General features: G+C 54.2%; 13 protein-coding genes, 6 tRNA genes and 3 rRNA genes. All 22 read left to right on the forward strand.

The features are described 5' to 3' along the window. A 16S ribosomal RNA gene (locus B7L09_RS20400) occupies window positions 1–1464 on the forward strand; the annotation flags it as partial. A 123-nt stretch (window positions 1465–1587) separates the two neighbouring features. Beyond that, window positions 1588–1664: transfer RNA gene (locus B7L09_RS20405), tRNA-Ile, on the forward strand. 10 nt (window positions 1665–1674) lie between these two features. Next, a tRNA-Ala gene (locus B7L09_RS20410) sits at window positions 1675–1750 on the forward strand. 238 nt (window positions 1751–1988) lie between these two features. Continuing rightward, window positions 1989–4880, forward strand: a 23S ribosomal RNA gene (locus B7L09_RS20415). 169 nt (window positions 4881–5049) lie between these two features. Continuing rightward, a 5S ribosomal RNA gene (gene rrf / locus B7L09_RS20420) occupies window positions 5050–5165 on the forward strand. Window positions 5166–5300: 135 nt separating this feature from the next. After that, a complete protein-coding gene (gene birA, locus B7L09_RS20425; protein WP_094470382.1) occupies window positions 5301–6260 on the forward strand; it encodes a bifunctional biotin--[acetyl-CoA-carboxylase] ligase/biotin operon repressor BirA in 960 nt (319 codons plus the stop codon). Continuing rightward, complete coding sequence (locus B7L09_RS20430) at window positions 6250–6999, forward strand: pantothenate kinase (protein ID WP_094470383.1); 750 nt, start codon at window positions 6250–6252, stop codon at window positions 6997–6999. The genes birA and B7L09_RS20430 overlap by 11 nt, the downstream gene beginning before the upstream one ends. Before the next feature lie 7 nt (window positions 7000–7006). After that, on the forward strand, window positions 7007–7447 hold the full coding sequence (locus tag B7L09_RS20435; RefSeq protein WP_094470384.1) for a hypothetical protein: 441 nt from the start codon (window positions 7007–7009) through the stop codon (window positions 7445–7447). Between the two features lie 142 nt (window positions 7448–7589). Further along, a tRNA-Tyr gene (locus B7L09_RS20440) sits at window positions 7590–7674 on the forward strand. Between the two features lie 24 nt (window positions 7675–7698). After that, window positions 7699–7772: transfer RNA gene (locus tag B7L09_RS20445), tRNA-Gly, on the forward strand. Window positions 7773–7798: 26 nt separating this feature from the next. Further along, a tRNA-Thr gene (locus tag B7L09_RS20450) sits at window positions 7799–7874 on the forward strand. Window positions 7875–7957: 83 nt separating this feature from the next. Further along, on the forward strand, window positions 7958–9151 hold the full coding sequence (gene tuf, locus B7L09_RS20455; RefSeq protein WP_010467251.1) for an elongation factor Tu: 1194 nt from the start codon (window positions 7958–7960) through the stop codon (window positions 9149–9151). Window positions 9152–9204: 53 nt separating this feature from the next. Then, window positions 9205–9280 (forward strand) — tRNA-Trp (locus B7L09_RS20460). 45 nt (window positions 9281–9325) lie between these two features. Then, window positions 9326–9694: a preprotein translocase subunit SecE gene (secE, locus tag B7L09_RS20465; RefSeq protein WP_003194658.1), complete on the forward strand. Its 369-nt coding sequence runs from the start codon at window positions 9326–9328 to the stop codon at window positions 9692–9694. A gap of 9 nt (window positions 9695–9703) precedes the next feature. After that, entirely contained in the window at window positions 9704–10237 is a 534-nt protein-coding gene (gene nusG / locus B7L09_RS20470; protein WP_094470385.1) for a transcription termination/antitermination protein NusG, read from the forward strand. A 117-nt stretch (window positions 10238–10354) separates the two neighbouring features. Then, complete coding sequence (rplK, locus tag B7L09_RS20475; protein ID WP_003210097.1) at window positions 10355–10786, forward strand: 50S ribosomal protein L11; 432 nt, start codon at window positions 10355–10357, stop codon at window positions 10784–10786. Further along, on the forward strand, window positions 10786–11481 hold the full coding sequence (gene rplA, locus B7L09_RS20480; protein WP_003232403.1) for a 50S ribosomal protein L1: 696 nt from the start codon (window positions 10786–10788) through the stop codon (window positions 11479–11481). Before rplK ends, rplA begins: the two co-directional genes overlap by 1 nt. A gap of 199 nt (window positions 11482–11680) precedes the next feature. Then, on the forward strand, window positions 11681–12181 hold the full coding sequence (rplJ, locus tag B7L09_RS20485) for a 50S ribosomal protein L10 (protein ID WP_056861893.1): 501 nt from the start codon (window positions 11681–11683) through the stop codon (window positions 12179–12181). Between the two features lie 80 nt (window positions 12182–12261). Further along, entirely contained in the window at window positions 12262–12627 is a 366-nt protein-coding gene (gene rplL, locus B7L09_RS20490; RefSeq protein WP_094470386.1) for a 50S ribosomal protein L7/L12, read from the forward strand. A gap of 220 nt (window positions 12628–12847) precedes the next feature. Beyond that, entirely contained in the window at window positions 12848–16921 is a 4074-nt protein-coding gene (gene rpoB, locus B7L09_RS20495) for a DNA-directed RNA polymerase subunit beta (RefSeq protein WP_094470387.1), read from the forward strand. A 64-nt stretch (window positions 16922–16985) separates the two neighbouring features. After that, complete coding sequence (gene rpoC, locus B7L09_RS20500; RefSeq protein WP_094470388.1) at window positions 16986–21185, forward strand: DNA-directed RNA polymerase subunit beta'; 4200 nt, start codon at window positions 16986–16988, stop codon at window positions 21183–21185. Window positions 21186–21401: 216 nt separating this feature from the next. Then, on the forward strand, window positions 21402–21773 hold the full coding sequence (gene rpsL, locus B7L09_RS20505) for a 30S ribosomal protein S12 (protein WP_002555494.1): 372 nt from the start codon (window positions 21402–21404) through the stop codon (window positions 21771–21773). Window positions 21774–21789 lie beyond the last annotated feature (16 nt).

Below are 21789 nucleotides of genomic sequence, written 5' to 3' on the forward strand. Positions count from 1 at the left end.
GAGNANTTNTNCTCTNTNGAGAGCGGCGGACGGGTGAGTAATGCCTAGGAATCTGCCTGGTAGTGGGGGATAACGTTCGGAAACGGACGCTAATACCGCATACGTCCTACGGGAGAAAGCAGGGGACCTTCGGGCCTTGCGCTATCAGATGAGCCTAGGTCGGATTAGCTAGTTGGTGAGGTAATGGCTCACCAAGGCGACGATCCGTAACTGGTCTGAGAGGATGATCAGTCACACTGGAACTGAGACACGGTCCAGACTCCTACGGGAGGCAGCAGTGGGGAATATTGGACAATGGGCGAAAGCCTGATCCAGCCATGCCGCGTGTGTGAAGAAGGTCTTCGGATTGTAAAGCACTTTAAGTTGGGAGGAAGGGCATTTACCTAATACGTAAGTGTTTTGACGTTACCGACAGAATAAGCACCGGCTAACTCTGTGCCAGCAGCCGCGGTAATACAGAGGGTGCAAGCGTTAATCGGAATTACTGGGCGTAAAGCGCGCGTAGGTGGTTTGTTAAGTTGGATGTGAAATCCCCGGGCTCAACCTGGGAACTGCATTCAAAACTGACTGACTAGAGTATGGTAGAGGGTGGTGGAATTTCCTGTGTAGCGGTGAAATGCGTAGATATAGGAAGGAACACCAGTGGCGAAGGCGACCACCTGGACTAATACTGACACTGAGGTGCGAAAGCGTGGGGAGCAAACAGGATTAGATACCCTGGTAGTCCACGCCGTAAACGATGTCAACTAGCCGTTGGGAGCCTTGAGCTCTTAGTGGCGCAGCTAACGCATTAAGTTGACCGCCTGGGGAGTACGGCCGCAAGGTTAAAACTCAAATGAATTGACGGGGGCCCGCACAAGCGGTGGAGCATGTGGTTTAATTCGAAGCAACGCGAAGAACCTTACCAGGCCTTGACATCCAATGAACTTTCTAGAGATAGATTGGTGCCTTCGGGAACATTGAGACAGGTGCTGCATGGCTGTCGTCAGCTCGTGTCGTGAGATGTTGGGTTAAGTCCCGTAACGAGCGCAACCCTTGTCCTTAGTTACCAGCACGTAATGGTGGGCACTCTAAGGAGACTGCCGGTGACAAACCGGAGGAAGGTGGGGATGACGTCAAGTCATCATGGCCCTTACGGCCTGGGCTACACACGTGCTACAATGGTCGGTACAGAGGGTTGCCAAGCCGCGAGGTGGAGCTAATCCCACAAAACCGATCGTAGTCCGGATCGCAGTCTGCAACTCGACTGCGTGAAGTCGGAATCGCTAGTAATCGCGAATCAGAATGTCGCGGTGAATACGTTCCCGGGCCTTGTACACACCGCCCGTCACACCATGGGAGTGGGTTGCACCAGAAGTAGCTAGTCTAACCTTCGGGAGGACGGTTACCACGGTGTGATTCATGACTGGGGTGAAGTCGTAACAAGGTAGCCGTAGGGGAACCTGCGGCTGGATCACCTCCTTAATCGACGACATCAGCTGCTCCATAAGTTCCCACACGAATTGCTTGATTCATTGAAGAAGACGATAGAAGCAGCTTTAAGCTCCAAGCTGATAGCTCCAAGCTAACACCTTAAAGCTCGAAATTGGGTCTGTAGCTCAGTTGGTTAGAGCGCACCCCTGATAAGGGTGAGGTCGGCAGTTCGAATCTGCCCAGACCCACCAATTTTGTTATGGGGCCATAGCTCAGCTGGGAGAGCGCCTGCCTTGCACGCAGGAGGTCAACGGTTCGATCCCGTTTGGCTCCACCATATAACTGCTTCTGCTGTTAGAGTTTAGAAATGAATATTCGGATGAATATTGATTTCTAGTCTTTGATTAGATCGTTCTTTAAAAATTTGGGTATGTGATAGAAAGATAGACTGAACGTTACTTTCACTGGTAACGGATCAGGCTAAGGTAAAATTTGTGAGTTACTCGTAATTGAGTATTATCGAATTTTCGGCGAATGTTGTCTTCACAGTATAACCAGATTGCTTGGGGTTATATGGTCAAGTGAAGAAGCGCATACGGTGGATGCCTTGGCAGTCAGAGGCGATGAAAGACGTGGTAGCCTGCGAAAAGCTTCGGGGAGTCGGCAAACAGACTTTGATCCGGAGATGTCTGAATGGGGGAACCCAGCCATCATAAGATGGTTACCTTACACTGAATACATAGGTGTATGGAGCGAACCAGGGGAACTGAAACATCTAAGTACCCTGAGGAAAAGAAATCAACCGAGATTCCCTTAGTAGTGGCGAGCGAACGGGGACTAGCCCTTAAGTGGCTTTGAGATTAGCGGAACGCTCTGGAAAGTGCGGCCATAGTGGGTGATAGCCCTGTACGCGAAAATCTCTTAGTCATGAAATCGAGTAGGACGGAGCACGAGAAACTTTGTCTGAATATGGGGGGACCATCCTCCAAGGCTAAATACTACTGACTGACCGATAGTGAACTAGTACCGTGAGGGAAAGGCGAAAAGAACCCCGGAGAGGGGAGTGAAATAGATCCTGAAACCGTATGCGTACAAGCAGTGGGAGCCCACTTTGTTGGGTGACTGCGTACCTTTTGTATAATGGGTCAGCGACTTATTTTCAGTGGCGAGCTTAACCGAATAGGGGAGGCGTAGCGAAAGCGAGTCTTAATAGGGCGTCTAGTCGCTGGGAATAGACCCGAAACCGGGCGATCTATCCATGGGCAGGTTGAAGGTTGGGTAACACTAACTGGAGGACCGAACCGACTACCGTTGAAAAGTTAGCGGATGACCTGTGGATCGGAGTGAAAGGCTAATCAAGCTCGGAGATAGCTGGTTCTCCTCGAAAGCTATTTAGGTAGCGCCTCATGTATCACTGTAGGGGGTAGAGCACTGTTTCGGCTAGGGGGTCATCCCGACTTACCAAACCGATGCAAACTCCGAATACCTACAAGTGCCGAGCATGGGAGACACACGGCGGGTGCTAACGTCCGTCGTGAAAAGGGAAACAACCCAGACCGTCAGCTAAGGTCCCAAAGTTATGGTTAAGTGGGAAACGATGTGGGAAGGCTTAGACAGCTAGGAGGTTGGCTTAGAAGCAGCCACCCTTTAAAGAAAGCGTAATAGCTCACTAGTCGAGTCGGCCTGCGCGGAAGATGTAACGGGGCTCAAACCATACACCGAAGCTACGGGTATCACGTAAGTGATGCGGTAGAGGAGCGTTCTGTAAGCCTGTGAAGGTGAGTTGAGAAGCTTGCTGGAGGTATCAGAAGTGCGAATGCTGACATGAGTAACGACAATGGGTGTGAAAAACACCCACGCCGAAAGACCAAGGTTTCCTGCGCAACGTTAATCGACGCAGGGTTAGTCGGTCCCTAAGGCGAGGCTGAAAAGCGTAGTCGATGGAAAACAGGTTAATATTCCTGTACTTCTGGTTATTGCGATGGAGGGACGGAGAAGGCTAGGCCAGCTTGGCGTTGGTTGTCCAAGTTTAAGGTGGTAGGCTGGAATCTTAGGTAAATCCGGGATTCTAAGGCCGAGAGCTGATGACGAGTNATCTTTTAGATGACGAAGTGGTTGATGCCATGCTTCCAAGAAAAGCTTCTAAGCTTCAGGTAACCAGGAACCGTACCCCAAACCGACACAGGTGGTTGGGTAGAGAATACCAAGGCGCTTGAGAGAACTCGGGTGAAGGAACTAGGCAAAATGGCACCGTAACTTCGGGAGAAGGTGCGCCGGTGAGGGTGAAGGACTTGCTCCGTAAGCTCATGCCGGTCGAAGATACCAGGCCGCTGCGACTGTTTATTAAAAACACAGCACTCTGCAAACACGAAAGTGGACGTATAGGGTGTGACGCCTGCCCGGTGCCGGAAGGTTAATTGATGGGGTTAGCTAACGCGAAGCTCTTGATCGAAGCCCCGGTAAACGGCGGCCGTAACTATAACGGTCCTAAGGTAGCGAAATTCCTTGTCGGGTAAGTTCCGACCTGCACGAATGGCGTAACGATGGCGGCGCTGTCTCCACCCGAGACTCAGTGAAATTGAAATCGCTGTGAAGATGCAGTGTATCCGCGGCTAGACGGAAAGACCCCGTGAACCTTTACTATAGCTTTGCACTGGACTTTGAATTTGCTTGTGTAGGATAGGTGGGAGGCTTTGAAGCGTGGACGCCAGTTCGCGTGGAGCCAACCTTGAAATACCACCCTGGCAACTTTGAGGTTCTAACTCAGGTCCGTTATCCGGATCGAGGACAGTGTATGGTGGGTAGTTTGACTGGGGCGGTCTCCTCCTAAAGAGTAACGGAGGAGTACGAAGGTGCGCTCAGACCGGTCGGAAATCGGTCGTAGAGTATAAAGGCAAAAGCGCGCTTGACTGCGAGACAGACACGTCGAGCAGGTACGAAAGTAGGTCTTAGTGATCCGGTGGTTCTGTATGGAAGGGCCATCGCTCAACGGATAAAAGGTACTCCGGGGATAACAGGCTGATACCGCCCAAGAGTTCATATCGACGGCGGTGTTTGGCACCTCGATGTCGGCTCATCACATCCTGGGGCTGAAGCCGGTCCCAAGGGTATGGCTGTTCGCCATTTAAAGTGGTACGCGAGCTGGGTTTAGAACGTCGTGAGACAGTTCGGTCCCTATCTGCCGTGGACGTTTGAGATTTGAGAGGGGCTGCTCCTAGTACGAGAGGACCGGAGTGGACGAACCTCTGGTGTTCCGGTTGTCACGCCAGTGGCATTGCCGGGTAGCTATGTTCGGAATAGATAACCGCTGAAAGCATCTAAGCGGGAAACTAGCCTCAAGATGAGATCTCACTGGGACCTTGAGTCCCCTGAAGGGCCGTCGAAGACTACGACGTTGATAGGTTGGGTGTGTAAGCGCTGTGAGGCGTTGAGCTAACCAATACTAATTGCCCGTGAGGCTTGACCATATAACACCCAAGCAATTTGCATGCTCCGAGCTGAAAAGCGAAAGAGACCAGATTGCGGTGTGTGAAGACGATAGAACCGAAAGTTCGATCTCACAAAACACCGAAAGCTGTCACATACCCAATTTGCTGAAGCGAGGGCCGTAAGGCAAACGACCTGGCTACCGAATTTCTTGACGACCATAGAGCATTGGAACCACCTGATCCCATCCCGAACTCAGCAGTGAAACGATGCATCGCCGATGGTAGTGTGGGGTTTCCCCATGTGAGAGTAGGTCATCGTCAAGATTAAATTCCGAAACCCCTATCTGCGTATGCAGGTAGGGGTTTTGTTTTTTTCGCAGGAAAATCTGGCTTCGGGGTTTCTATGCAACGGCTCGGGGCATGGCTATCATGCGTGCCTCATTGTGAGGCGATACTTGCATGCTGACGTTGTTAGAACTTCTGAAAGATGGCCGATTCCATTCGGGTCAGGCCCTGGGCGTCGCCTTGGGCGTCAGTCGTAGTGCGGTATGGAAGCAGCTACAGCATTTAGAGGCTGAGCTTGGCTTGTCCATCCACAAGGTGCGCGGACGTGGCTATCAACTGGCTGCGCCACTGACGCTGCTTGATCCTGCCGGCATAAAAGAACAGGCGCCCTCATGCGACTGGCCTATTCTGCTCTTCGACTCAATTGACTCCACTAACGCTGAAGCCTTGCGCGCCATAGACCGTGGCCAGGCTGCGCCATTCCTGGTGCTCTCCGAGCGGCAGACTGCGGGTCGCGGCCGACGTGGGCGAAATTGGGCCAGTCCTTTCGCTGAAAACATCTATTACAGCCTCGTATTGCGCATCGAGGGCGGAATGCGTCAGCTCGAAGGGTTGAGTCTTGTGGTTGGGCTTGCTGTCATGCAGGCGTTGAGAGATCTCGGTATCCCGGGCGCGGGCTTGAAGTGGCCCAACGATGTTCTGGTTGGCCAGAAAAAGATCGCCGGGATATTGCTCGAGTTGGTGGGCGACCCTGCTGATGTGTGTCACGTGGTGCTGGGTGTTGGAATTAATGTGAACATGCAGGCAACCGATGAGATTGATCAGCAATGGACATCCGTGCGGCTGGAGTCGGGCAAGGTGTTTGATCGCAATCACCTTGTCGCGCAATTAGGGTTAATGCTTCAGAAATATCTGGCCCGTCATCAGACTGATGGGTTTTCCGCTATTCAGCGGGAATGGGAGCAGAACCATCTTTGGCAGGGGCGGGCAGTCTCGTTGATTGCTGGCGTCAATCAGATTGATGGTGAGGTGTTGGGTATCGATAATCAGGGTGCCTTGCGCTTGAAGGTAAATGGTGTGGAAAAAGTCTTTAGTGGTGGTGAGCTCAGCCTGAGGTTGCGTGATGATTCTTGAGCTCGACTGCGGAAACAGTTTTATAAAGTGGCGCGTTCTCCATGCGGATGCCAAGCAGGTGTTTGGAGAGGGTGTGGTGGATTCGGATCTCGCGTTACTGGAAAGCCTGAATCGACTTGAGGGGCTATCCCTCAAACAATGCCGGTTGGTCAGTGTAAGAACGACTGAAGAGACTGGTGTATTGACTGCTCTGCTGGCACAAGCGTTCTCAGTGTTCGCGATATGCGCCGCGCCAGCGCGCGAGATGGCTGGCGTCCGAAATGGTTACGAAGAGTTCGAGCGGTTGGGGCTTGATCGCTGGCTTGCGATGCTTGGTGGATTTCATCTTTCTCCAGGGGCTTGTCTGGTGCTCGATTTCGGTACGGCAGTGACAGCTGATTTTATTGCCAGGGATGGAGAGCATCTTGGTGGGTTTATTTGCCCTGGAATGCCTCTGATGCGCAACCAGTTGCGAACGCATACCCGCAAGATTCGCTATGGCGATATCGCTGCCGAGCGTGCGCTGGAAAGCCTCGTGCCTGGCCGCACAACTGTTGAGGCGGTTGAGCGTGGATGTTCGCTGATGTTGAGGGGGTTCGTCCTGACTCAGCTGGAAATGGCGCGTAGTTATTGGGGGGAGGATTTTGCGGTATTCCTCACGGGAGGCGATGCGGCGCTCGTCTCCGAAATCGTACCGGATGCCAGGCTGGTTCCAGACCTGGTGTTTGTAGGTCTGGCGATGGCATGCCCTTTGTCTTGAGGTACTTATGCGTTGGTTGTTCCTACTGTTGCTGGTTCTCAATATCTTCTATTACATCTGGCATCAACAAGAGGCCCCGCTGCGTGCGAAAGATGTAACGCCTTTGAGCTTGTATCGAGGATCACAGCAGGATATCCGTTTGCTAAGCGAGGCAACTGATACGGGGCGTGAGAAGGGAAAGTCGGCGTCGACGGACAGTGGCTGCCTTTATTTGGGTGGTTTTACTCGTCAGGAAGTCGCCTTGGCAGCTGAGCGCCGACTGGGTGGGATGGATATCAAGGTTCAATCCTTGCCAAAAGACCCCACTGATTTGGCTGGTTACTGGCTCCGTGTAGCACCTGAAAGCCGGCGTTTAGTGGATGATCTTCAGCTGCTAAACCTTTCCAAAGAATTCAATGAGTTAAAACATAAAATAATGTTGTGCGAAGGCGTTGCAACTGTCGAATAGTTTGCATAGAATGGCGCCCGCTTCGCAGTGAAGACCTTTACGGTCTACAGCGTGAAGCGAAGGTCAACGCAGCTAACCTCATATTTTTAATGAGAAAATGCTTGACAGAAGGCCGGCGTGATGTAGAATGCCGGCTCGCTTAGGAGGGGTTCCCGAGCGGCCAAAGGGATCAGACTGTAAATCTGACGTCTACGACTTCGAAGGTTCGAATCCTTCCCCCTCCACCATTTTTAGCGTGAGCTGCAAGCTCCGCGGGTATAGTTTAGTGGTAGAACCTCAGCCTTCCAAGCTGATGATGCGGGTTCGATTCCCGCTACCCGCTCCAAGTTTGCAGGTTGTGCACGGTGTTTTGCTCTTGTAGCTCAGTTGGTAGAGCACACCCTTGGTAAGGGTGAGGTCAGCGGTTCAAATCCGCTCAAGAGCTCCATATAACAAGGCAGATATGAAAATATCTGCCTTTGTTTTAATGGAGGGTATTACTGTTTAATTCTTCTGCTGGGGGTTGCTTCGATGGCTAAGGAAAAGTTCGAACGTAATAAGCCGCACGTCAACGTAGGCACCATTGGTCACGTAGACCACGGTAAAACTACCCTGACCGCTGCGCTAACCCGTGTCTGCTCCGAAGTCTTCGGTTCGGCAAAGGTTGACTTCGACAAGATCGATAGCGCCCCAGAAGAAAAAGCACGTGGTATCACCATTAACACTGCTCACGTTGAATACGATTCGGCCGTGCGTCACTACGCACACGTTGACTGTCCAGGTCACGCCGACTACGTAAAGAACATGATTACCGGTGCTGCTCAGATGGATGGCGCTATCCTGGTTTGCTCGGCTGCTGATGGTCCGATGCCGCAAACTCGTGAGCACATTCTGTTGTCTCGTCAGGTTGGTGTTCCGTACATCGTTGTCTTCCTGAACAAGGCTGACATGGTTGACGATGCCGAGCTGCTGGAACTGGTTGAGATGGAAGTGCGCGATCTGCTGAGCACTTACGATTTTCCGGGTGACGACACTCCGATCATCATTGGTTCGGCGCTGATGGCGTTGAATGGTCAAGACGACAACGAGATGGGTACCACTGCCGTCAAGAAGTTGGTCGAGACGCTGGATACTTATATTCCGCAGCCTGAGCGTGCTATTGATAAGCCGTTCCTGATGCCGATCGAGGATGTGTTCTCGATCTCCGGTCGTGGCACCGTTGTGACTGGTCGTGTTGAGCGCGGCATTGTCCGCATTCAGGAAGAAGTTGAGATTGTTGGTCTTCGTGACACTGTCAAAACTACTTGCACTGGTGTTGAAATGTTCCGCAAGCTGCTCGACGAAGGTCGTGCTGGCGAGAACTGCGGCGTGTTGCTGCGCGGTACCAAGCGTGATGATGTTGAGCGGGGCCAGGTTCTGGTCAAGCCGGGCACCGTCAAGCCGCATACCAAGTTCACTGCTGAGGTTTACGTTCTGAGCAAGGAGGAGGGCGGGCGTCATACTCCGTTCTTCAAGGGCTACCGTCCGCAGTTCTACTTCCGTACTACTGATGTGACTGGTAACTGCGAATTGCCGGAAGGCGTCGAAATGGTGATGCCAGGTGACAACATTCAGATGACTGTCACCCTGATCAAAACCATCGCGATGGAAGATGGCTTGCGTTTCGCTATCCGTGAGGGCGGTCGTACCGTCGGCGCTGGTGTTGTAGCCAAAGTTATCGAGTAAATTGTTGTAATGTCTTTTTCGGGCCGGCATAATGGTCGGCCTGATTTTGTTTTAGGTCAGTAGCTCAATTGGCAGAGCGACGGTCTCCAAAACCGTAGGTTGGGGGTTCGATTCCCTCCTGACCTGCCAGATTCACGTGGTGTATCTGGCTTTCTTTTCACAGGATCTTCATAGATGACTCCTAAGGCTGAAGCTCAAAGCTCTCGTTTCGATCTCGTCAAGTGGCTCGCCGTAGTCGCGTTGGTGGTCGTAGGCGTTGTTGGCAATCAGTATTATTCTGCTTCGCCGATCCTGTACCGTGTGCTCGCTTTGCTGGCCCTTGCTGCTGTAGCTGCCTTTGTAGGCCTGCAGACTGCCAAAGGCAAGTCTTTCGCGGTCCTGGTAAAGGAAGCTCGCACCGAAATCCGTAAAGTCGTTTGGCCGACTCGCCAAGAAACCACGCAGACCACGTTGATCGTTGTGGCTGTTGTTCTGGTTATGGCGTTGCTGTTGTGGGGGCTTGATTCCCTGCTCGGCTGGCTTGTTTCCTTGATTGTTGGCTAAGGGTGTCCCGTGGCTAAGCGTTGGTACGTTGTGCATGCTTACTCGGGTTACGAGAAGCATGTTATGCGCTCTTTGCTAGAGCGCGTAAAGCTGGCAGGCATGGAAGATGGCTTCGGCGAAATTCTGGTTCCCACTGAAGAAGTGGTTGAAATGCGGAATGGTCAGAAGCGCAAAAGCGAACGCAAGTTCTTCCCTGGCTACGTGCTGGTTCAGATGGACATGAATGAAGGTACTTGGCACTTAGTCAAGGACACTCCTCGTGTCATGGGTTTNATCGGCGGTACTGCCGATAAGCCTGCGCCGATCACTGATAAAGAGGCGGAAGCGATTCTGCGTCGTGTTGCTGATGGTAGCGACAAACCTAAGCCGAAGACGTTGTTCGAGCCGGGTGAGGTTGTTCGTGTCACAGATGGTCCGTTTGCTGATTTCAACGGAACCGTCGAAGAAGTTAACTACGAAAAGAGCCGGATCCAAGTGGCAGTGCTCATTTTCGGTCGCTCTACTCCGGTAGAGTTGGAGTTCAGCCAGGTCGAGAAGGTCTAGCTGAGCAAGCATCCCAACCCCGCAGCCTTAGGCTGTGGGGTTTTGTCGTCACTGGGATAAACGCGCAAGTAACCGGGGAGCCTTTCGAGGCGTTTGAACCCGTAATTGGAGTGCCTCATGGCCAAGAAGATTACCGCTTACATCAAGCTGCAAGTGAAGGCCGCTCAGGCCAACCCAAGTCCACCTGTCGGCCCGGCTCTGGGTCAGCACGGCGTGAACATCATGGAATTCTGCAAGGCCTTCAACGCCCGTACTCAGGGTATTGAGCCAGGTCTGCCGACTCCAGTGATCATCACTGTATACAGCGACCGTAGCTTCACTTTCGAAACCAAGTCGACCCCGGCTTCGGTTTTGTTGAAGAAGGCTGCAGGTCTGACTAGCGGTTCCGCTCGTCCTAACACCGTTAAGGTTGGCACCGTAACTCGTGCTCAGCTGGAAGAAATCGCGAAAACCAAAAACGCGGATCTGACTGCAGCTGATATGGATGCAGCCGTGCGTACCATCGCCGGTTCTGCTCGTAGCATGGGCCTTAACGTGGAGGGTGTGTAATGGCTAAGCTGACCAAGCGCCAAAAGGCTATCGCCGGCAAAATCGAAGCAGGCAAGGCCTACAACTTTGTAGACGCTGCTGCCCTGCTGACTGAGCTGTCGACTGTCAAGTTCAGCGAGTCCGTTGACGTTGCTGTAAACCTGGGTGTTGACCCACGTAAATCCGACCAGGTCGTTCGTAGCGCTACTGTGCTGCCACACGGTACTGGCAAGACTGTACGTGTTGCTGTCTTCACCCAAGGCCCAGCAGCTGAAGCTGCTCTGGCCGCCGGCGCCGATCGCGTTGGTATGGACGACCTGGCTGCCGAAATGAAAGGCGGCGACCTGAACTACGACGTAGTTATTGCTTCCCCGGATGCAATGCGCGTTGTAGGTCAGCTGGGCCAGATCCTCGGTCCACGTGGTCTGATGCCTAACCCTAAAGTCGGCACCGTAACGCCAGACGTAGCTACCGCGGTTAAAAACGCCAAGGCTGGTCAGGTTCGTTATCGCACCGACAAAAACGGCATCATTCACACCTCCGTTGGCAAAGTCGGCTTCGACGCCGTCAAGCTGAAGGAAAACGTTGAAGCCCTGATCGCTGATCTTAAGCGTATCAAGCCAGCTTCCTCGAAAGGTATCTACGTTAAGCGCGTTACCCTGAGCACCACTATGGGCCCAGGTCTGGTCATCGACCAAGGCTCGCTGGACGTATAAGACACAAGTTGTCGCGAGAGATCGCGGCAACTGAAAAAATTGGGGTCCCTGCCTGGCGGGGGCTATCCAAGACCGTAGGCGGCGCAAGCCTTAAACCTCAAGCCTACGCAGATGGTGCTCCCGGTTCCTTACCGAATCAGACACCAAAACGACATCCGGCTTCGGCCAGATGAAACGGTAACAAGCAGGAGTTAAACCCGTGGCAATTAATCTCGAAGACAAGAAGGCCATCGTCGCTGAAGTCAACGAGGCTGCCAAAGCTGCTCTGTCCGCTGTCGTGGCTGATGCCCGTGGTGTGACAGTAAGCGCTATGACCGGACTCCGTAAAGAGGCTCGTGAAGCTGGCGTATACGTACGTGTTGTACGTAATACCCTGCTCAAGCGCGCTGTTGCTGACACTGAATACAGTGTCCTCAACGACGTGTTCACTGGCCCGACTCTGATCGCGTTCTCCAAAGATCATCCGGGTGCTGCTGCCCGTTTGTTCAAGGAATTCGCCAAGAGTCAGGATAAGTTCGAGATCAAGGCAGCTGCGTTCGAGGGCAAGTTCCTCGCAGCTAACCAAATCGACGTACTGGCAACACTGCCGACCCGTAACGAAGCTATTTCTCAGCTGATGAGCGTGATTCAAGGCGCTACCAGCAAGTTGGCTCGTACTCTGGCCGCAGTTCGCGAGCAAAAAGAAGCTGCCGCAGCCTAAGGCTGAGCGACTTCTTTCNGCGTTTTTTGTTTATTTCGATGGCCGCGTAGGCTGTCACCCCAATACAGGAATTTATAGTCATGTCTCTGACTAACGACCAAATCATCGAAGCAATCGGCGAAAAATCCGTTCTGGAAATCGTTGAGCTGATCAAGGCAATGGAAGAGAAGTTCGGCGTTTCTGCTGCCGCTGCTTCCGCTGGTCCAGCTGCTGTCGCTGCTGTTGTTGAAGAGCAAACCGAATTCAACGTCATGCTGCTGGAAGCTGGCGAGAAGAAAGTAAACGTGATCAAGGCAGTACGTGAACTGACCGGTCTGGGCCTGAAAGAAGCCAAGGCTGTAGTTGACGGCGCTCCTGCCCAGGTTCTGGAAGCAGTGTCGAAAGACGCCGCTGACAAAGCCAAAGCAGTGCTGGAAGAAGCAGGCGCTAAAGTCGAGCTGAAGTAAGCATCGACCTTGCGTCTCCAGCCCAAGCGTTAAGCTGAAGGCTGATGGCTGGTGGCTCTTGCCACCGGCCTTTTTCCGTTCTTGGCTGTCGACTCGGTCGCCGCCATTAACGCGCTGTAGCCACCCGATGCGGTGGTGCAAACCATGGGGTTTGCGAGATTTTCTGGCTGCTCCCGTCGGGAGGGGCCAAACAAGCAGGTGACCAAGCTGGGGAACGCTGATGGCTTACTCATATACTGAGAAAAAACGTATCCGCAAGGACTTTAGCAAGTTGCCGGACGTCATGGATGTCCCGTACCTTCTGGCTATCCAGCTGGATTCGTATCGTGAATTCTTGCAAGCGGGAGCGACTAAAGATCAGTTCCGCGACGTGGGCCTGCATGCGGCCTTCAAATCCGTTTTCCCGATCATCAGCTACTCCGGCAATGCTGCGCTGGAGTACGTGGGTTATCGCCTGGGCGAACCGGCATTTGATGTCAAAGAATGCGTGTTGCGCGGTGTTACGTACGCCGTACCTTTGCGGGTAAAAGTCCGTCTGATCATTTTCGACAAAGAATCGTCGAACAAAGCGATCAAGGACATCAAAGAGCAAGAAGTCTATATGGGCGAAATCCCATTGATGACTGAAAACGGTACCTTCGTTATCAACGGTACCGAGCGCGTTATCGTTTCCCAGCTGCACCGTTCCCCGGGCGTGTTCTTCGACCACGACCGCGGCAAGACGCACAGCTCCGGTAAGCTCCTGTACTCCGCGCGGATCATTCCGTACCGCGGCTCGTGGTTGGACTTCGAGTTCGACCCGAAAGACTGCGTGTTCGTGCGTATCGACCGTCGTCGTAAGCTGCCGGCCTCGGTACTGCTGCGCGCGCTCGGCTATACCACTGAGCAAGTGCTGGATGCTTTCTACACCACCAACGTATTCAGTCTGAAGGATGAAACCCTCAGCCTGGAACTGATTGCTTCGCGTCTGCGTGGTGAAATTGCCGTCCTGGATATCCAGGATGAAAATGGCAAGGTCATCGTTGAAGCCGGCCGCCGTATTACCGCGCGCCACATCAACCAGATCGAAAAAGCCGGTATCAAGTCGCTGGACGTGCCTCTGGACTACGTCCTGGGTCGCACCACTGCCAAGGTCATCGTTCACCCAGCTACAGGCGAAATCCTGGCTGAGTGCAACACCGAGCTGAACACCGAGATCCTGGCAAAAATCGCCAAGGCTCAGGTTGTTCGCATCGAGACCCTGTACACCAACGACATCGACTGCGGTCCGTTCATCTCCGACACACTGAAGATCGACTCCACCAGCAACCAATTGGAAGCGCTGGTCGAGATCTATCGCATGATGCGTCCTGGTGAGCCACCAACCAAAGACGCTGCCGAGACCCTGTTCAACAACCTGTTCTTCAGCCCTGAGCGCTATGACCTGTCTGCGGTCGGCCGGATGAAGTTCAACCGTCGTATCGGTCGTACCGAGATCGAAGGTTCGGGCGTGCTGTGCAAGGAAGATATCGTCGCGGTNCTGAAGACCCTGGTCGACATCCGTAACGGTAAAGGCATCGTCGATGACATCGACCACCTGGGTAACCGTCGTGTTCGCTGCGTAGGCGAAATGGCCGAGAACCAGTTCCGCGTTGGCCTGGTGCGTGTTGAGCGTGCGGTCAAAGAGCGTCTGTCGATGGCTGAAAGCGAAGGTCTGATGCCGCAAGACTTGATCAACGCCAAGCCAGTGGCTGCCGCGGTGAAAGAGTTCTTCGGTTCCAGCCAGCTCTCGCAGTTCATGGACCAGAACAACCCGCTCTCCGAGATCACCCACAAGCGCCGTGTTTCCGCACTGGGCCCGGGCGGTCTGACGCGTGAGCGCGCAGGCTTTGAAGTTCGTGACGTACACCCGACTCACTACGGTCGTGTATGCCCGATTGAAACGCCGGAAGGTCCGAACATCGGCCTGATCAACTCCCTGGCCGCTTATGCGCGCACCAACCAGTACGGCTTCCTTGAGAGCCCGTACCGTGTCGTGAAAGACGCTTTGGTCACCGACGAGATCGTGTTCCTGTCCGCCATCGAAGAAGCTGATCACGTGATCGCTCAGGCTTCGGCCACGATGAACGACAAGAAAATGCTGATCGACGAGCTGGTAGCTGTTCGTCACTTGAACGAGTTCACCGTCAAGGCGCCGGAAGACGTCACCTTGATGGACGTATCGCCGAAGCAGGTAGTTTCGGTTGCAGCGTCGCTGATCCCGTTCCTGGAACACGATGACGCCAACCGTGCGTTGATGGGTTCCAACATGCAGCGTCAAGCTGTACCCACCCTGCGCGCTGACAAGCCGCTGGTAGGTACTGGCATGGAGCGTAACGTAGCCCGTGACTCCGGCGTTTGCGTCGTGGCTCGTCGTGGCGGCGTGATCGACTCTGTTGATGCCAGCCGTATCGTGGTTCGTGTTGCCGATGACGAAGTTGAAACTGGCGAAGCCGGTGTCGACATCTACAACCTGACCAAATACACCCGCTCGAACCAGAACACCTGCATCAACCAGCGTCCGCTGGTGAGCAAGGGTGATCGCGTTCAGCGTAGCGACATCATGGCAGACGGTCCTTCCACCGATATGGGTGAGCTGGCACTGGGTCAGAACATGCGCATCGCGTTCATGGCCTGGAACGGTTACAACTTCGAAGACTCCATCTGTCTCTCTGAGCGTGTGGTTCAGGAAGATCGTTTCACCACGATCCACATTCAGGAACTGACCTGTGTGGCGCGTGACACCAAGCTTGGGCCAGAGGAAATCACTGCAGACATCCCGAACGTGGGTGAAGCTGCACTGAACAAACTGGACGAAGCCGGTATCGTTTACGTAGGTGCTGAAGTTGGCGCAGGCGACATCCTGGTGGGTAAGGTCACTCCGAAAGGCGAGACCCAACTGACTCCGGAAGAGAAGCTGTTGCGTGCCATCTTCGGTGAAAAAGCCAGCGACGTTAAAGACACTTCCCTGCGCGTACCTACCGGTACCAAGGGTACTGTCATCGACGTACAGGTCTTCACCCGTGACGGCGTTGAGCGTGATGCTCGTGCACTGTCCATCGAGAAGACTCAACTCGACGAGATCCGCAAGGACCTGAACGAAGAGTTCCGTATCGTTGAAGGCGCGACCTTCGAACGTCTGCGTTCCGCTCTGGTAGGCCACAAGGCTGAAGGCGGCGCAGGTCTGAAGAAAGGTCAGGACATCACCGACGAGATCCTCGACGGTCTTGAGCACGGCCAGTGGTTCAAACTGCGCATGGCTGAAGATGCTCTGAACGAGCAGCTCGAGAAGGCCCAGGCCTACATCGTTGATCGTCGCCGTCTGCTGGACGACAAGTTCGAAGACAAGAAGCGCAAACTGCAGCAGGGCGATGACCTGGCTCCAGGCGTGCTGAAAATCGTCAAGGTTTACCTGGCAATCCGTCGTCGCATCCAGCCGGGCGACAAGATGGCCGGTCGTCACGGTAACAAAGGTGTGGTCTCCGTGATCATGCCGGTTGAAGACATGCCGCACGATGCCAATGGCACCCCGGTCGACGTCGTCCTCAACCCGTTGGGCGTACCTTCGCGTATGAACGTTGGTCAGATCCTTGAAACCCACCTGGGCCTCGCGGCCAAAGGTCTGGGCGAGAAGATCAACCGTATGATCGAAGAGCAGCGCAAAGTCGCTGAACTGCGTAAATTCCTGCACGAGATCTACAACGAGATCGGCGGTCGCAACGAAGAGCTGGACACCTTCACTGACCAGGAAATCCTGGATCTGGCGAAGAACCTGCGCGGCGGCGTTCCAATGGCTACCCCGGTGTTCGACGGTGCCAAGGAAAGCGAAATCAAGGCCATGCTGAAACTGGCAGACCTGCCAGAAAGCGGCCAGATGCAGCTGTTCGACGGCCGTACCGGCAACAAGTTTGAGCGCCCGGTTACTGTTGGCTACATGTACATGCTGAAGCTGAACCACTTGGTAGACGACAAGATGCACGCTCGTTCTACCGGTTCGTACAGCCTGGTTACCCAGCAGCCGCTGGGTGGTAAGGCTCAGTTCGGTGGTCAGCGTTTCGGGGAGATGGAGGTCTGGGCACTGGAAGCATACGGTGCTGCTTACACTCTGCAAGAAATGCTCACAGTGAAGTCGGACGATGTGAACGGTCGGACCAAGATGTACAAAAACATCGTGGATGGCGATCACCGTATGGAGCCGGGCATGCCCGAGTCCTTCAACGTGTTGATCAAAGAAATTCGTTCCCTCGGCATCGATATCGATCTGGAAACCGAATAACACGTGACGCGAATCGAGAGCGGGGCTGTTTAGCCCGCTCTCTGCTCCGCCAGGAGGAAAGGCCTTGAAAGACCTACTGAATTTGCTGAAAAACCAGGGTCAAGTCGAAGAGTTCGACGCCATCCGTATTGGATTGGCATCGCCTGAGATGATCCGTTCGTGGTCGTTCGGTGAAGTTAAAAAGCCGGAAACCATCAACTACCGTACGTTCAAACCTGAGCGTGACGGCCTGTTCTGCGCCAAGATCTTTGGCCCGGTAAAGGATTACGAGTGCCTGTGCGGTAAGTACAAGCGCTTGAAGCACCGTGGTGTGATCTGCGAGAAGTGCGGCGTTGAAGTTGCGCTGGCTAAAGTTCGTCGTGAGCGCATGGCGCACATCGAACTGGCTTCGCCGGTTGCCCACATCTGGTTCCTGAAATCGCTGCCATCCCGTATCGGCTTGCTGATGGACATGACCCTGCGTGATATCGAACGCGTTCTCTACTTCGAGAGCTATGTCGTTATCGATCCAGGCATGACCACCCTTGAAAAAGGTCAGCTGCTGAACGACGAGCAGTACTTCGAAGCGCTGGAAGAGTTCGGCGACGATTTTGATGCCCGCATGGGTGCCGAAGCTGTCCGCGAACTGCTGCACGCTATCGACCTGGAACACGAGATTGGCCGTCTGCGTGAAGAAATTCCGCAAACCAACTCCGAAACCAAGATCAAGAAGCTGTCCAAGCGTCTGAAGTTGATGGAGGCCTTCCAAGGTTCCGGCAACTTGCCAGAGTGGATGGTGCTGACCGTTCTGCCGGTTCTGCCGCCAGACCTGCGTCCGCTGGTACCGTTGGATGGCGGTCGCTTCGCGACTTCCGACCTCAACGACCTGTACCGTCGCGTGATCAACCGTAACAACCGCTTGAAGCGTCTGCTCGATCTGTCCGCACCGGACATCATCGTGCGCAACGAAAAGCGTATGTTGCAAGAAGCTGTCGATGCTCTGCTCGACAACGGTCGTCGTGGCCGCGCTATCACTGGTTCGAACAAGCGTCCTCTGAAATCCTTGGCTGACATGATCAAGGGTAAGCAAGGTCGTTTCCGTCAGAACTTGCTCGGTAAGCGTGTTGACTACTCAGGTCGTTCGGTAATTACCGTAGGCCCGACCTTGCGTCTGCACCAGTGCGGTCTGCCTAAGAAGATGGCTCTTGAGCTGTTCAAGCCGTTCATCTTCGGTAAGCTGGAAATGCGCGGTCTCGCGACTACCATCAAAGCGGCCAAGAAAATGGTCGAGCGCGAACTGCCTGAGGTTTGGGACGTTCTCGCTGAAGTAATTCGCGAACACCCGGTTCTCCTCAACCGTGCACCGACCCTTCACCGTCTGGGTATCCAGGCGTTTGAACCGGTACTGATCGAAGGTAAGGCTATCCAGCTGCACCCTCTGGTCTGTGCTGCGTACAACGCCGACTTCGACGGCGACCAAATGGCCGTGCACGTACCGCTGACACTGGAAGCCCAGTTGGAAGCGCGCGCGTTGATGATGTCGACCAACAACATTCTGTCGCCAGCCAACGGTGAGCCAATCATCGTTCCGTCGCAGGACGTTGTATTGGGTCTGTACTACATGACGCGTGAAGCGATCAACGCCAAGGGCGAAGGTCGTGTGTTCGCTGACCTGCAAGAAGTTGACCGTGTGTTCCGTGCCGGCGAAGCCGCACTGCATGCCAAGGTCAAAGTGCGGATCAACGAAACCGTCAACGACCGTGATGGCGGCAGCGTGAGCGGCACTCGTATTGTCGACACTACTGTCGGCCGTGCGCTGCTGTATCAGGTTGTGCCAAAAGGTCTGTCGTACGACGTCGTCAACTTGCCGATGAAGAAAAAGGCGATCTCCAAGCTGATCAACCAGTGCTACCGCGTGGTTGGTTTGAAAGAGACTGTGATCTTCGCTGACCAGTTGATGTACACCGGCTTTGCATACTCGACCATTTCCGGCGTTTCCATCGGTGTTAACGACTTCGTTATCCCGGATGAAAAAGCCCAGATCATCAATGCTGCTACTGATGAAGTGAAAGAAATCGAAAGCCAGTACGCCTCCGGCCTGGTAACCCAGGGCGAGAAGTACAACAAAGTGATCGACCTTTGGTCCAAGGCCAACGACGAAGTGTCGAAGGCGATGATGGCTAACCTCTCGAAAGAGAAGGTTATCGACCGTCATGGCGTAGAAGTCGATCAAGAGTCGTTCAACTCGATGTACATGATGGCCGACTCGGGCGCACGGGGTTCTGCTGCGCAGATCCGTCAGCTCGCCGGTATGCGTGGCCTGATGGCCAAGCCGGACGGTTCCATCATTGAAACGCCGATTACTGCGAACTTCCGTGAAGGTTTGAGCGTACTTCAGTACTTCATCTCTACTCACGGTGCTCGTAAGGGTCTTGCGGATACCGCGTTGAAAACTGCTAACTCCGGTTATCTGACTCGTCGTCTGGTAGACGTGGCGCAAGACTTGGTAGTAACCGAGATCGATTGCGGCACCGAACATGGCCTGGTAATGACTCCGCACATTGAAGGCGGTGACGTTGTCGAGCCGTTGGGTGAGCGCGTATTGGGTCGTGTCATCGCTCGTGACGTGTTCAAGCCAGGTACCGAGGAAATTATCGTTCCTGCCGGCACACTGGTAGACGAGAAGTGGGTCGAGTTCATTGAACTCAACAGCATCGACGAAGTGATTGTTCGCTCGCCGATCAGCTGCGAAACCCGCTACGGCATTTGCGCCAAGTGCTACGGCCGTGACTTGGCTCGTGGTCACCAGGTGAACATCGGTGAAGCGGTCGGCGTTATCGCTGCCCAGTCCATCGGTGAGCCGGGTACCCAGTTGACCATGCGTACGTTCCACATTGGTGGTGCGGCAAGCCGGACCTCCGCAGCTGACAGTGTTCAGGTGAAGAATGGCGGTACCGTCCGTCTGCGCAACCTGAAACACGTTGAGCGAGTGGATGGTTGCCTGGTTGCTGTGTCCCGTTCCGGTGAGCTGGCAATCGCTGATGACTACGGTCGTGAGCGCGAGCGTTACAAGCTGCCGTACGGTGCCGTGATTTCGGTTAAAGAAGGTGACAAGGTCGACGCTGGCGCAATCGTGGCCAAGTGGGATCCGCACACTCACCCAATCGTTACCGAAATGAAAGGTACCGTGACCTACGTGGGCATGGAAGAAGGCATCACGATCAAGCGTCAGACTGACGAATTGACCGGTATGACCAACATTGAAGTACTCGACGCGAAAGATCGTCCAGCTGCCGGTAAAGACATCCGTCCTGCCGTGAAGATGGTCGATGACAACGGCAAGGACTTGTTGCTGCCAGGCACTGACGTAATCGCTCAGTACTTCCTGCCAGCCAACGCCCTGGTCGGTGTAGCGGATGGTGCGAAGATCGCGATCGGTGATGTTATCGCTCGTATCCCGCAAGAAACTTCGAAGACCCGTGACATCACCGGTGGTCTGCCGCGTGTTGCCGACTTGTTCGAAGCTCGTCGTCCGAAAGAAGCGTCGATTCTGGCTGAAGTCAGCGGTACCATCGCGTTCGGTAAAGAGACCAAAGGCAAGCGCCGTCTGGTCATTACCCCGAACGACGGTAGCGATCCGTATGAAGAGCTGATTCCGAAGTGGCGTCACCTGAACGTCTTCGAAGGCGAACAGGTAAACCGCGGCGAAGTTATCTCCGACGGCCCGAGCGATCCACACGACATCCTGCGTCTGCTGGGTGTGAGTGCGCTGGCCAAGTACATCGTGAACGAGATCCAGGACGTTTACCGTCTGCAAGGCGTTAAGATCAACGATAAGCACATCGAGACCATCCTGCGTCAGATGCTGCGTAAAGTTGAAATCGCTGAATCCGGCGATTCCAGTTTCATCAAGGGCGACCAGATGGAACTGACTCACGTACTGGTAGAAAACGAACGTCTGGGCGCGGATGACAAATTTGTCTCCAAGTTCACTCGTGTGTTGCTGGGTATCACCAAGGCGTCGTTGTCCACTGAGTCGTTCATCTCGGCGGCCTCCTTCCAGGAGACCACTCGCGTACTGACCGAAGCAGCGGTAACCGGCAAGCGCGATTACCTGCGCGGCCTGAAAGAAAACGTGGTTGTGGGTCGTCTGATCCCGGCGGGTACCGGTTTGGCTTACCACAGCGAGCGCAAGCGCCGCCGTGATGCTGACAAGCCGCTGCGCGTAAGCGCCAGTGAAGTGGAAGCTGCACTGACCGAAGCGCTGAACTCAAGCGGTAACTGAGTTCTGCGATAAATAAGTCTGGGCCCTGGCAGCCCCATTCGTCGGATCGAGGCAGGTTTGCCCCGGTTCGACGAGAGGGGAGGTCGGGGCCTTGCCTTGACTGGGGACAAGATCCTCTTTAGACTCTTGTACCCCTAAATTTGGCGGGAATTCGTTCCTGCCATTTTGCTTTTCTTGCAAGACAATAGCGTCGCAAGACAACAGTGGAGCTAGTAGATGGCAACTATCAACCAGCTGGTACGTCAGCCGCGTAAGCGTATCGTCGAGAAATCCGACGTGCCTGCGCTGCAGAACTGCCCGCAACGTCGTGGCGTATGCACTCGCGTGTATACCACTACGCCGAAAAAACCTAACTCGGCACTGCGTAAAGTATGCCGTGTGCGTCTGACCAACGGTTTCGAGGTTTCCTCGTACATCGGCGGTGAAGGCCACAACCTGCAAGAGCACAGCGTGGTACTGATCCGCGGCGGTCGTGTAAAAGACTTGCCAGGTGTTCGTTACCACACCGTACGCGGCTCCTTGGATACTTCCGGCGTTAAAGGTCGTAACCAGGGTCGTTCGAAGTACGGTACCAAGAAGCCTAAGTAGTAGCGGCTTTTTGTAA

This window comes from Pseudomonas mandelii, assembly GCF_002251635.1.
Classification (GTDB): Bacteria; Pseudomonadota; Gammaproteobacteria; order Pseudomonadales; family Pseudomonadaceae; genus Aquipseudomonas; species Aquipseudomonas mandelii_B.